The 11,808-nt window shown below is 68.6% G+C and carries 11 protein-coding genes; 7 read left to right on the forward strand and 4 right to left on the reverse strand.

Features of this window, described 5'->3' with window-relative positions:
- Position 1 precedes the first annotated feature (1 nt).
- A complete protein-coding gene (aat, locus tag ACTIEF_RS05500) occupies positions 2–697 on the forward strand; it encodes a leucyl/phenylalanyl-tRNA--protein transferase (protein ID WP_439471182.1) in 696 nt (231 codons plus the stop codon).
- Here aat and ACTIEF_RS05505 read toward each other — a convergent pair.
- Positions 664–1,326: a DUF2155 domain-containing protein gene (locus ACTIEF_RS05505; RefSeq protein ID WP_439471183.1), complete on the reverse strand. Its 663-nt coding sequence runs from the start codon at positions 1,324–1,326 to the stop codon at positions 664–666. The two genes, aat and ACTIEF_RS05505, sit on opposite strands and share 34 nt — an antisense overlap.
- On the reverse strand, positions 1,323–1,715 hold the full coding sequence (locus ACTIEF_RS05510) for an NADH:ubiquinone oxidoreductase subunit NDUFA12 (protein WP_439471184.1): 393 nt from the start codon (positions 1,713–1,715) through the stop codon (positions 1,323–1,325). The genes ACTIEF_RS05505 and ACTIEF_RS05510 overlap by 4 nt, the downstream gene beginning before the upstream one ends.
- Before the next feature lie 204 nt (positions 1,716–1,919).
- On the opposite strand from ACTIEF_RS05510, the gene ACTIEF_RS05515 reads away from it, so the two are divergent.
- The 3 genes from ACTIEF_RS05515 (at position 1,920) to ACTIEF_RS05525 (ending at position 5,870) form a co-directional block, all read left to right on the forward strand.
- The gene (locus ACTIEF_RS05515) at positions 1,920–4,325 is read left to right on the forward strand and encodes a TSCPD domain-containing protein (protein WP_439471185.1); all 2,406 of its coding nucleotides are present in this window, start codon (positions 1,920–1,922) and stop codon (positions 4,323–4,325) included.
- 69 nt (positions 4,326–4,394) lie between these two features.
- Positions 4,395–4,880 carry a pentapeptide repeat-containing protein gene (locus tag ACTIEF_RS05520; protein WP_439471186.1) on the forward strand — a complete coding sequence of 162 codons (486 nt, stop codon included), beginning with the start codon at positions 4,395–4,397 and terminating at the stop codon, positions 4,878–4,880.
- Between the two features lie 63 nt (positions 4,881–4,943).
- On the forward strand, positions 4,944–5,870 hold the full coding sequence (locus ACTIEF_RS05525) for a pentapeptide repeat-containing protein (RefSeq protein ID WP_439471187.1): 927 nt from the start codon (positions 4,944–4,946) through the stop codon (positions 5,868–5,870).
- Positions 5,871–5,931: 61 nt separating this feature from the next.
- On the opposite strand, the gene aspS is transcribed toward ACTIEF_RS05525, so the two are convergent.
- Positions 5,932–7,764: an aspartate--tRNA ligase gene (gene aspS / locus ACTIEF_RS05530; RefSeq protein WP_439471188.1), complete on the reverse strand. Its 1,833-nt coding sequence runs from the start codon at positions 7,762–7,764 to the stop codon at positions 5,932–5,934.
- A 375-nt stretch (positions 7,765–8,139) separates the two neighbouring features.
- On the opposite strand from aspS, the gene ACTIEF_RS05535 reads away from it, so the two are divergent.
- The 3 genes from ACTIEF_RS05535 to ACTIEF_RS05545 all read left to right on the forward strand — a co-directional run bounded on the left by ACTIEF_RS05535 (position 8,140) and on the right by ACTIEF_RS05545 (position 10,011).
- Positions 8,140–8,817 carry a chromosomal replication initiator DnaA gene (locus ACTIEF_RS05535; RefSeq protein ID WP_439471189.1) on the forward strand — a complete coding sequence of 226 codons (678 nt, stop codon included), beginning with the start codon at positions 8,140–8,142 and terminating at the stop codon, positions 8,815–8,817.
- Positions 8,818–8,888: 71 nt separating this feature from the next.
- Positions 8,889–9,695, forward strand: a complete 807-nt coding sequence (locus ACTIEF_RS05540) for a hypothetical protein (protein ID WP_439471190.1) — start codon at positions 8,889–8,891, stop codon at positions 9,693–9,695.
- Positions 9,592–10,011 (forward strand): RcnB family protein, encoded by a 420-nt coding sequence (locus ACTIEF_RS05545; RefSeq protein ID WP_439471191.1) that lies wholly within the window; start codon positions 9,592–9,594, stop codon positions 10,009–10,011. The genes ACTIEF_RS05540 and ACTIEF_RS05545 overlap by 104 nt, the downstream gene beginning before the upstream one ends.
- Positions 10,012–10,248: 237 nt before the next feature.
- Here ACTIEF_RS05545 and gatB read toward each other — a convergent pair whose 3' ends face one another.
- Positions 10,249–11,751: an Asp-tRNA(Asn)/Glu-tRNA(Gln) amidotransferase subunit GatB gene (gene gatB / locus ACTIEF_RS05550; RefSeq protein WP_439471192.1), complete on the reverse strand. Its 1,503-nt coding sequence runs from the start codon at positions 11,749–11,751 to the stop codon at positions 10,249–10,251.
- Between the last annotated feature and the right edge of the window lie 57 nt (positions 11,752–11,808).

Genomic DNA, 11,808 nt, shown 5'->3' on the forward strand with positions numbered 1-11,808 from the left:
CGTGGAGGAGCCGGGCTTCAGCGCCAGCACCTCCTCCGGCGGGTTCGGCCCGGACGAACTGCTGAATTGCTACGCGACGGGCGTCTTCCCCATGGGCGAGGCGCGCGATGATCCGCGCGTATTTCTGGTCGAACCGGACCAGCGGGGCGTCATCCCGCTGGACGGCTTCCACATCCCCACACGCCTGAGAAAGACCGTGCGCGGCGAGCCGTTCGAGGTGCGCGTCAGCACGGCCTTCGACGCTGTGCTGGACGCCTGCGCCGCCTCCATGCCCGGGCGCGAGGACACCTGGATCAACGGCCCGATCCGCAGCCTGTATCTGGAGCTTCAGGCCCGCGGCCACGCCCATTCGATCGAATGCTGGCGCGACGAACGGCTGGTCGGCGGCCTGTATGGGGTAACGCTGGGCGGGGCCTTCTTCGGCGAGAGCATGTTCACGCGCGAGCGCGACGCGTCAAAGGTCGCCCTGGTGCATCTGGTGGCGCGGCTGAAGCGCGGCGGCTGGCGGTTGCTGGACGCCCAGTTCCTGACCGAGCACCTGAGCCAGTTCGGCGCGGTGGAGACGCCGCAGGCGGCGTATCTGAAACGGCTGAAGCTGGCCCTGCCCGTGCGACCCAATACGCGGTCGATGTTCGAGCCGATGAGCGGGACCGAGGCGGTCTTTTACGCCCTGCAACCCACCACCCAGGCGTCGTAGATCGGATGTTGCAGGCCGCTGACGGCCGGCGAGGACGCGAACATCCAGCCCCGGAAGATCTGACGCGGCGTGGCGGTCTGGATGACGCCGCGCGGCTGGATGCTGACTTCCAGATAGGCGATCGAGTCGCCAACCTGCTCGTCCGAGGCCGAAACCTCGCAGGCCCGGGCGGTGAAGATCAGGGTCTTCTGGAAGCGAACCGGGCGACCGCCCACCTCGACCTCGAAGCGCATGCGTTCAGCGGTGATCTTGTCGACGGCCTCGACGATGGCGACGCGGCGGCGCTGACGGCGGCCGGGCGTGGTCGAGGGCTCGGGCGCGACCTCGACGGTCTGGGGCGCCTTTTCCTCGTCCGCCTTCTCGGCTTCGGCGGCGGCGGCTTCCGTGGTCGTGGGCGCCGGAACGACCGGCGGCGTGATGGCGACCGGGGCGGTCGGGGCCGGAGCGGCCTCCGGCGCGGGCTCGGCCGGCGCCGTCTGTTGCGGCGTCTGCCGGTTCAGCGCGGCGGTCGGGTCCTGGATGGGACGGGCGTCCTGCGGCAGGTCGTTGAGCGCGGACGCCACGACGCCGCCGGCGGCGAGAATCGCCGCGGCGGTCACGCCGGCAAGGATCAGCCCCTGACGCTTCATTCCGGACGCCAGGCCTCGTAGTCGCCGGTCGCCGTCGGGCGCTGGCCTTCGGCGGCGAGCGAGCCCTGCGGACGCCACGCCATCGGCGTGCCGGTCAGGTTGGGCAGGTGATCCTTTTCCCACGCACGGCGCGGCAGCGGGGCCTCGGTCGGCGGCTCGTCATAGGTGTAGTGCAGCCAGCCATGCCAATCCGGCGGCACCTTCGAGGCGTCGGCGTAGCCGTTGTAGATCACCCAGCGGCGCTTGCGGCCGTCGTAGCTGACGTTGTCCTTCGACTGGTAATAGGTGTTGCCGAACTCATCCGAGCCGATCTTCTCGCCGCGCTTGGCGATGGTGAAGAAGGTGCCGATGGTGGCGCCGCTGGTCCAACCGAAGATTCTGCCTAGCACGTCGGGAATTCCACTCGTCTCGCATCGTCCGGAACACCCCGGCGACAGCGGCGCGATCATAGAAACCGCGAGGCCTTCCGTCCAGCGCAACGCAGCAAAGGTGAAACTCAACATCTTGGGGGTAACCCCGATGAGGCACGCCAGATTTATTGCAGGTGCCCGCTTTCAACCGCTAGCATCACCGAAAGCCGTGTCGAGACCTTCATGCGTCCCCAGCCCCGCTTCGCCGTCCTTGCCTCCGCCGTCCGCCGTTCGGTGCGCCAGATCGAGCGCGCCGGCCGCCTGATCGACGTCCTGACGCCGGATGACTGGTCCGACGCCCGCGCCGAGGCCTGGGTGGACTGGGCCGCGCACGAGGGCCTGCCGCTGGACGGCGAGGACCTGATCACCGAGGCGTCCAACGCCTTCGCCGCCCGCCTGTCGCCCGACGAGACCTTCGCCGCCGAACTGGCCGCCACCCTGAAGCTGGGACTGGCCACGCCGGCCGAGCCCCAAGCGGTGGCGGCGGTGGAGACGCTGGTGCTGTCCGATCCGGCGGCGTCGCGCCTGTTGACCGCCGAGACCGCCCGGCGCCGAGCCCTGCGTCTGGCCGCCGGAGCCGTCGACGCCGTGGCCGGAGCCCTGGCCGCCGTGAGCGAGGCCGTCGCCCGCTGTGAAGGCCCGCGTGGCGACTGCACCGATCCGACCCACAACCCGGCCCTGGCCCGCGCCGCCCTGACCGCTCGCCGCGCCGGGGCGTCGGACGCCGACATCCTGAGGGCCATCGCGGGCGAATCGTTCGACGCCGCCCCCCTGCCCGTCCGTCCGCTGGCCCCGTGGGTCGCGGTGGCGGATCGCGCCCTGATCGCCTCGGGCGCGCCGGAAGCCGTGCTGGCCGCCGAGGGCGCGCTGGACGGTGACCTTATCCTGACCTTCGATCCCGAGACGGCGGACCTGACCGCCGAGGCCGCGCGCGGCGCGGGGGTGCTGATCTCCCTGACCACCCTGCGCAACCTCAGCGGCGAGGCGCTGGACGGGGCCCTGGCCGATCTGGCCGCCCTATGGGTCGCGGCCCTGTCGAACGGCGGCACGGTTCCGGTTTCGGTCGGTCTGGCCGAACTGGGCGATCTGGTCCTGGTCGAGCGGGCGAGCGGGCCGCTGGCCCGCGCCGCCGAACTGGCCGGGATCGTCGCGGGCGCCGGGGCCGCCTGCCTGTATGTGGAGGACCGCGAGGCCCTGCTGCGGCTGGGCGCCTCGCCCCTGACGGCGCTGGACAGCTTCGAGACCGGCGACGGTGAGATCGCACGCCGCCTGCGTCCTGCTCTGACCCACGCCATCGCCGAAACCGGCGGCGATGTGGAGGACGCCGAGCGTCGCCTGCTGGGCCGCCGGACGCTGGCGGGCGCGCCGGGCGTGGATCATGCCGCCCTGCGGGCGCAGGGCTTCACCGATGTGGAGCTCGAGGGGATAGAGCTGGCTCTGGCCCAAGTCGAGCGTCTGGAAGACGCCTTCCGGGCTCCGGTGCTGGACGCGGGCTTCCTGCGCGACGTGCTGGGCATCGAGGACGCGGCCGAGGACGATCTGCTGGCCCGGCTGGGCTTCAGCGAGGCCGACATCGCCGCGGCGAGCGGCTGGGCCTTCGGTCAGGGCGATCTGAACGGTTGGGAGGGCGCGCCCGAGGGGCTGGCGGCGATCCTGGCTGACCCGGCCAACTTCGAGATCGCCCTTCGCGCCGTACTGGAGCCGCACAGCGCCGCGCCGAATCTCGCCGCCGTCGAGCTGGAGTGGGACGCCACGCCGGCCCAGGCCGTGCGCCTGCTGGCCGACGCCGCCCGCGATGGACGCCGCGCGGTGCGCCTGCAACGTCTCGCCCCTCCGACCGGGCCGCTGCTGGACCTGCCCGAGGCCGCCGCCCAGGAGCGCGAGCGTCGGCGCGAGCCCGAGGTCCGCAACGTCGAGCGGGTCATCGAGAAGGTCGTCGAGCGCGACCGCACCCGCCGCAAGCTGCCGGATCGCCGCAAGGGCTATATCCAGAAGGCCGCCGTCGGGGGCCACAAGGTCTACATCCACACCGGCGAGTACGAGGACGGCGAGCTCGGCGAAATCTTCATCGACATGCACAAGGAAGGCGCAGCTTTCCGCAGTCTTATGAATAACTTCGCCATCGCGATTTCTATCGGACTTCAATACGGCGTGCCGCTGGACGAGTTCGTGGACGCCTTCGTCTTCACCCGGTTCGAGCCCGCCGGACGGGTCACCGGCAATGACTCGATCAAGTCGGCGACCTCGATCCTCGACTACATCTTCCGCGAGCTGGGCGTGTCCTATCTGGACCGGCAGGAGTTGGCCAATGCGGATGTGGGACCCGGTGACGGACTGGGGTCCGGCGATGGCGAGGCCGTCGAGGCCGTGCCCGCCGCCCGCTTCATCTCCAAGGGCTTCGCCCGGGGCGCGACGCCGGACAATCTGGTCGTCCTGCCCTTCGGCCAGAAGAAGGACGGCGCCGCCACGCCGCCCCCAGTGGCCAATGAGGCGACCGCCTGCCCGGCCTGCGGCGACTTCGCCCTGCAGCAGCGCGGGTCGGGCTGGGTCTGCGACACCTGCGGTTCCGCGCCGTCCATGCAGGGCTAGGGCCATGCAGGGTTAATCAACGAATTGCTGTCAGGCTTGCGGGGCTCATCCGAGCGCCCGGAGCCTGACATGAAGCCGTTGCTGACCGCCGCCGCCCTGATCCTGCTGGTCGCCTCACCCGTCGCGGCCCAGAACGCCGGTCAGATCGCCAGCGTCCGGCGCGGCGCCAGCTGCCCCGGTTGCAACCTGTTCCAGGCGGCCCTGTCGGGCCTGGAGCGCAGCGGGCTGAACCTGTCCGGCGCCCGGCTGCGTCAGGCCGATCTGAGCCTGTCGGTGATGAACCGCACCCGTTTCAGCAACGCCGACCTGCGCGATGTCGAGGCCTATGGCGGCGTCTTCTCGGGCTCGAACTTCACCGGCGCGAACCTGACCAACGCCAGCTTCGTCGGCGCCTATCTGGAAGGCGCAAACTTCTCGGGCGCGACCCTGACGGGGGCCAATTTCTCGGGCGCCACGCTGGCGCGGGCGACGGGGCTGAGCCAGTCGCGACTGAACCAGGCCTGCGGTGATGAGGCGACCCGGCTGCCCGGCGGACTGTCCATTCCCCGCTGCTGATCCGCCACCGACGTTACGGCGATTTAAGTAGGGTTCTTCGGGGTTTGGCGTCATGAAGGTGGCGTGAAACAGATTGCCGACTCCCTCTTCCGTCGCGTCCTGGCCTCCGGTGTCCCCGGCGCGGCCATCGCCGCCGCCCTGTGCGCGGCGAGCCCGGCGGCGGCGGAAGTGTCGATCCAGTTCCAGGACCGTGACGTGGCCCGGATGGTCTCGCTGGGCGGCTCCTGCAACCGCTGTGAGCTGTCGGGCCGCGACCTTACCGGCGCCAGCTTCACCGGCGCCAGCTTCACCAACGCCACTCTCGTGGGCGCCAATATGCGCGGCGCCGAGTTGGTCGGCTCCAACTTCGCCGGCAGCGACTTCACCCGCGCCGATCTGGCGGGCGCCGAGCTGGTCGCCGCCAACTTCACCGGCGCCAACTTCACCAGCGCCGACATGAGCGGCGTCTCGGCCATGGGGGCGACCATGGTCCGCACCCGTCTGGCCAACGCCAATGCGACCGGGGCCGAGCTGAACGGCGCCAATATGAACGGCGCCGTTCTGACGGGCTCCAACTTCACGGGCGCCGAGATCAACGGCGCGACCCTGGCCAATGTCAGCGCGCGCGGCGCCAACTTCACCGCCGCCGAGATCGGCATGTCGAACCTGACCAACGGCGACTTCCGCAGCGCCAACTTCAGCCATAGCGAGCTGAACGGCGCGCGGCTGACCGGCGGCCAGTTCGCCGGGGCCAATTTCAACGAAGCCGAGATGAACCGGGCCGATATCCGCGGCGCGGACCTGTCCGAGGCCCGCGGGCTGACGCAGGAACAGGTCGGCCGGGCCTGCGGCGACGCCAACACCCGCCTGCCGGGGCGTCTGACCGCCCGCGTCTGTCGGGGCATCTCGGGGATCCGGGTCGCGCCCGCGCCCCCTGCCCCGCCGGCGCCCCCGGCGGCTCCGACCCCGCCGCGGGTCCGCAACTTCGTCGTCGCCGGTGGCGGTCGCTGAAGCCATCCGGCTCAAATGAAAAAGGCCTCCGTCACCGGAGGCCTTCCTCGTTTCTGATCCCTCAGACCTTGATCGGCAGGGCCGTGCGGATGTGCACGTCCTTCAACTGGCGCTCCTGCGCCTCGGTCGGGGCGTTCATCAGCAGATCCTCGCCCTGCTGGTTCAGCGGGAAGGCGATGACCTCGCGGATGGCGGTTTCGCCGGCCAGCAGCATGACGATGCGGTCGATGCCCGGGGCCAGACCGCCGTGCGGCGGGGCGCCGTAGCGGAAGGCATTGAGCATGCCGCCGAACTGATCCTCCACGACCGAGCTGTCGTAGCCGGCGATGTTGAAGGCCTTGAGCATGATCTCGGCCTTGTGGTTCCGGATCGCGCCCGAGCACAGCTCATAGCCGTTGCAGACGATGTCGTACTGGTAGGCGCGGATGGTCAGCGGGTCCTGGGTCTCCAGAGCCTCCAGACCGCCCTGAGGCATCGAGAACGGGTTGTGGCTGAAGTCGACCTTCTTCTCTTCTTCCGACCACTCGAACATCGGGAAGTCGACGATCCAGCAGAATTTGAACTGGTTCTCGTCGATCAGCTTCAGTTCCGTGCCGACGCGGGTGCGGGCCAGACCGGCGAACTTGACGAAGGCCGACGGCAGACCGGCGACGAAGAAGGCGGCGTCGCCCTGGCCGAGGCCCAGCGAGGTCATCAGGGCCTCGGTCGGCTCCTGACCGAGGTTCTTGGCGATCGGGCCGCCCCAGGCGTTCTGATCGTCCGACCAGAAGATGTAGCCGAGGCCCGGCTGGCCCTCGCCCTGGGCCCAGGAGTTCATGCGGTCGCAGAAGGCGCGCGAGCCGCCGGTCGGGGCCGGGATGGCCCACACGGCGTTCTTCTCGTCGGCCGCAAGGATCTTGTTGAACAGACCGAAGCCGCCGTCGCGGAAGTGCTCCGAGACGACCTGCATCTTGATCGGGTTGCGGGTGTCCGGCTTGTCGGTGCCGTACCAGGCCATCGACTGGGCGTAGGTCAGGCGCTCGAAGCCGCCATGCTCGAACTGCTCGCCGAAGTCGTTGGTGAAGGTGTGGGTCCCGTTGATCGGCGAAACCGGCTTGCCGTCGGCGAACTCCTCGAACACGCCGTGCATGACGGGCTCGATGGCCGCGAAGACGTCTTCCTGGGTGACGAAGCTCATCTCGACGTCGAGCTGGTAGAACTCCAGCGACCGGTCGGCGCGCAGGTCCTCATCGCGGAAGCAGGGCGCGATCTGGAAATAGCGGTCGAAACCCGAGACCATGAGCAGCTGCTTGAACTGCTGCGGGGCTTGCGGGAGGGCGTAGAACTTGCCCGGGTGCATGCGGGACGGGACCAGGAAGTCGCGCGCGCCCTCCGGCGACGAGGCGGTCAGGATCGGGGTCTGGTACTCCAGGAAGCCCTGACCGACCATGCGCTGGCGGATCGAGGAGATCACCTTGGAGCGCAGGACGATGTTCTTGTGCAGACGTTCGCGACGCAGGTCGAGGAAGCGGTTGGCGAGGCGGATTTCCTCCGGATACTCCTGATCGCCGAAGACCGGCATCGGCAGTTCGGCGGCTTCGGACAGGACCTCGAGGGCCTGGACGCGCACCTCGACCTCGCCTGTCGGCAGCAGGGGGTTCACGGTGGAGGCGTCGCGCATGACCGCCTCGCCGTCGATGCGGATGACGCTTTCGGCGCGCAGGCGCTCCACGATCTCGAAACCCGGGGTCGACGGATGCAGCACCAGCTGGGTGATGCCGTAGTGGTCGCGCAGGTCGACGAACAGCAGGCCGCCGAGGTCGCGCTTGCGGTGCACCCAGCCCGACAGGCGGACATTGGCGCCGGCGTCCGAGGAACGGAGGGCGCCGCAGGTGTGGGAGCGATAGGCGTGCATGGTCGGTTCGTTCTGGATTCGGGCCCGCGAAGGGCGGAATTCGGGAGGGGCGGAAGGGCGCATTATCGCCCCCGAAAGTCAAGGTGGGAGGCGGTTCGCGGGGCCTCAAACACGAGGCTCCTCTCCCATGGCGAGAGGGTGGGGCCCGCCGACGCGGTCGGTGGGAGGGTGTGGGGCTTGGAGTGTGGGGATTGAAGCGGAGTCCGGTACGGGCGGCCGTGTAACCCCACTCCCTCCCACGCCTGACGGCGCGGGCCCCTCCCTCTCCCGACGGGAGAGGGACTGAACCCCACGATCCACAGCCCCCGCCGTTCCGTCCACGGACGAACGCCTCCGCACAGTCGCCGACGCCCGGCTTCTGCTATGGTGAAGACGATGACCGCCCGCCCCGCCCCGTCTGACCAGATGCGCCTGCCGCTTCAGAGCGACCAGCCGGAGGGGCCGTTCGTCGTGTCCGACTGCAACCGGGCGGCGGTCGAGGCGCTGGCGGACTGGCCCAGCCTGATCGGCGGCGTCATGGCCATCTGCGGCCCGGCGGGCAGCGGCAAGAGCCGGCTGGGTCAGATGTGGGCGGAGCGGGTCGGCGCCATCGCCTTCCATGGCGAGGAAGCCGCCTTTATCGATCCGATGGAGATCGAGGGCCGCCCCGTCCTGCTGGACCGGGCCGTGGACGCCGACGACGAGACCTTGTTCCACCTGATCAACCTGGCCCAGCTTCCGGGCGGCGCGATGCTGATGATCTCACGCCCCGCCCCCTCGGCCTGGGAGGTCGCCCTGCCCGACCTGCGCTCACGGCTGGACGCGGTCATCAGCGTGCCGGTCGAAGCGCCCGACGACGCCGTCCTGGCCGCCATGCTGGAGGCCCGCTTCGCCGAACGCGGCATCCGCCCGGCGAAGGACGTCATCCCCTATCTGCTGCGCCGCATCGACCGGTCCGCGGCGGCGGCGGAAGCCGTGGTGGAGCGGCTGGATGCGCTGCACAGAACGGTGACGCGGGCGCTGGCGCGGGAGGCGCTGGAGCGGGATGAGGACAGCGAAGAGTTGTTGGGCTGATACGCCTTTTGCGTGTTGACCGAAGTCGATTCCCACAGATACATCGCCCCTAGTAGTGAGGGGGCGTGATCTTGAAGCTGATCCGTGTGAGTGCGGCGGTGATCTGCGGGATCGCCGTCTCACTGGTGACCGGGTGCGCCAAGCCGTTTCCGGAACGGCTGAACTGGTACGGCAGCCATCCGGCCCTTTACACTCGGGCGTTTGACGCCGCTGCGACAGATGCGGTGGCCAAGGCGCTTACGGGCCAGAACTACTACGAACTTCTAGGCGACGCCGCTTACCAACTGCAGGCCACCGACCTGCCCTGCGACCAAGCTGGACTGGAAGCTTATTTCTTCGCAAAGACGCGCGCCTGCTTCCTCACTGGAGCCGGGCCATGGTTTCCGGATTGTCAGAACGAAGACGGCTGTGTCGGCCTGCGTTACGATCCGCAGTTGTTCAGCGATCCGCGCATCCGAGCGGCGGTGGAAGCCGCCCTGCGCGACCCCTGTAGCCATCTGACGCCACCGGATCAGGTCAAATATCCGACCGGCATGACGCGCTTCTTCCTGACTGCGCGCGATAGCTGGCGGATCATGCTGTGCGAACGGGAGACCGTCCGGGGGACCGACATCGTTTTCAATGATGAGGTCGGAGAAATTCGGATGAAGTTCGTCAGGGCAACTGACGCACGCTCCTCAACCCTCTTAACCCTGACACCGCCGTTCAGGCAGGGTTCATGGCGCGAGTCCCAGTCTGCGAACCTCAGTCGGGTCCTGCAGAAGGAGACGCAAGATGAAGATGAACGCCCCCCTGATCGCCGGTCTGGCCGGTTTGATGGCCCTGTCGGCGCCGATGGCCGCCTCCGCCCAATCGTGGCGCGGCGACCGCGACCGTGACGGGCGTTATGAGCGCTGGGAACGTCGGGAAGACCGTCGCGACTATCGCGAGGACCGCCGGGACTATCGCCGCTATGAGCGTGATCGTCGCGCGGACCAACGCCGTTGGGAACGCGACCAGCGCCGTGAGTACCGCCGCTGGCAGCGTGGCTCGGTCGTGCCGCGCGAGTATCGCCGCAGCTGGTATGTGAACGACTACCGCCGCTACGGCTACGCCCCGCCCCCGCGCGGCTACGGCTACTACCGCACGGACAGCGGCGACGTGGTTCTGGCGGCGATCGCCACCGGCGTGGTGATCTCGCTGCTGAGCCGCTAAGGCCGGCGTGAAATGAAAGAGCCCGCCCGGGTCTCCCCGGGCGGGCTTTCTTTTTGTCCTCCACGTTGCGGAGCAATGGCGAGGTGGCGCGGCGCAGATATGCGCCGTGACGGAGGGGGCGGCTCTGATGGACAGAGGGTAGCAGCGAACCGGCAAAGGTCGGCGGCGCCCCCTCCACCACCCGGGCTGAGTCGCCCGGGCGGTCCCCCCTCCCCATCGCGGACCGCAACGGGGAGGTTAAAGCCCCAGCTTGGCCTTCAGGATGTCGTTGACCGCCGCCGGATTGGCCTTGCCGCCGGTGGCCTTCATGACCTGGCCGACGAACCAGCCGATGGCTTGCGGCTTCTCGGCGACGGCGGCGGCCTTGTCCGGGTTGGCGGCGATGATCTCGTCGACGGCCTTCTCGATGGCGCCGGTGTCGGTGACCTGCTTCAGGCCGTGCTTCTCGACGACCTCGACAGGGCTGCCTTCGCCGTTCCAGACGTGGTCGAAGACTTCCTTGGCGATTTTGGACGAGATGACGTTCGTCTCGATCAGCTCAACCAACTGGGCCACGTGGGCGGCGGGCAGCGGGTTCTCGCTGAACTCCTTGCCGTCGGCGGCCAGACGGGCCGAGACCTCGTTGGTCACCCAGTTGGACACCAGCTTGGCGTCACGCCCCTTGGCGGCGGCCTCGAAATAGTCGGCCTTGGCCTGATCCGAGATCAGGACCACGGCGTCGTATTGCGACAGGCCGTACTGACTCATCAGACGGCGGCGCTTCTCGTCCGGCAGTTCGGGCAGGTTGGCGCGGATGTCGTCGATCCAGGCCTGTTCCAGCTCGAGGGGCAGCAGGTCGGGGTCCGGGAAGTAGCGATAGTCCATCGCCTCTTCCTTGGAGCGCATCGAGCGGGTCTCGCCGGCGTTCGGATCGTAGAGACGGGTCTCCTGATCGATCTTGCCGCCGTCCTCGATGATCTCGATCTGGCGGCGCGCCTCGTAGTTGATGGCCTGCGAGATGAAGCGGAACGAGTTGACGTTCTTGATCTCGCAACGGGTGCCCAGGAAGCTGAAGTCGCCGGTCTCCTTGAACTTGTCGTAGTTCCCCGCGCGGCAGACCGAGACGTTCACGTCGGCGCGCAGATTGCCCTTCTCCATGTCCCCGTCGCAGGTGCCCAGGTACATCAGGATGGTGCGGATCTTCTTGACGTAGGCGACCGCCTCTTCCGGCGAGCGGATGTCCGGACGCGAGACGATCTCCATCAGGGCGGTGCCCGCGCGATTCAGGTCGACGAAGGATTCGGTCGGCGACAGGTCGTGGATCAGCTTGCCCGCGTCCTGTTCCAAGTGGAGGCGCTCGATGCCGACGTTGAAGAAGGAGCCGTCCTCGGCCTCGACCTCGACCACGCCCTCGCCGACGATCGGGTAGAAGAGCTGGCTGATCTGATAGCCGGTGGGCAGGTCGGGGTAGAAGTAGTTCTTGCGGTCGAACTGGCTGCGCAGATTGATCTTCGCCTTCAGGCCCAGACCCGACTTCACCGCCTGTTCAACGCAGTGCTTGTTCAGCGTCGGCAGCATGCCGGGGAAGCCGGCGTCGACCAGCGACACCTGCTCGTTCGGGCCCGCGCCGAAGCCGACGGCGGCGCCGGAGAAGAGCTTGGCCTTCGAGGCCACCTGGGCATGGATTTCCAGCCCCATGACGATTTCCCAATCGCCGGTGCGGCCCTTGATGAGCTTGGTGTTCGAAACGGTGTCGGTCATGGGGTCCAGATGGCCTACAGGCCCGGCGCGGTCAAGAAATCGGCGGGCTGAAATCGC

Origin of the sequence: Brevundimonas sp., from assembly GCF_051858995.1 — a bacterium.
Lineage (GTDB): Bacteria > Pseudomonadota > Alphaproteobacteria > Caulobacterales > Caulobacteraceae > Brevundimonas.

What these genes read in the sequence shown, in the direction of transcription:
- ACTIEF_RS05505 (WP_439471183.1), bottom strand. Translation starts at nt 1,326, where the DNA reads ATGAAGCGTCAGGGGCTGATCCTTGCCGGCGTGACCGCCGCGGCGATT.
- ACTIEF_RS05515 (WP_439471185.1), top strand. Translation starts at nt 1,920, where the DNA reads ATGCGTCCCCAGCCCCGCTTCGCCGTCCTTGCCTCCGCCGTCCGCCGT.
- ACTIEF_RS05520 (WP_439471186.1), top strand. Translation starts at nt 4,395, where the DNA reads ATGAAGCCGTTGCTGACCGCCGCCGCCCTGATCCTGCTGGTCGCCTCA.
- aspS (WP_439471188.1), bottom strand. Translation starts at nt 7,764, where the DNA reads ATGCACGCCTATCGCTCCCACACCTGCGGCGCCCTCCGTTCCTCGGAC.
- ACTIEF_RS05535 (WP_439471189.1), top strand. Translation starts at nt 8,140, where the DNA reads ATGACCGCCCGCCCCGCCCCGTCTGACCAGATGCGCCTGCCGCTTCAG.
- ACTIEF_RS05545 (WP_439471191.1), top strand. Translation starts at nt 9,592, where the DNA reads ATGAAGATGAACGCCCCCCTGATCGCCGGTCTGGCCGGTTTGATGGCC.
- gatB (WP_439471192.1), bottom strand. Translation starts at nt 11,751, where the DNA reads ATGACCGACACCGTTTCGAACACCAAGCTCATCAAGGGCCGCACCGGC.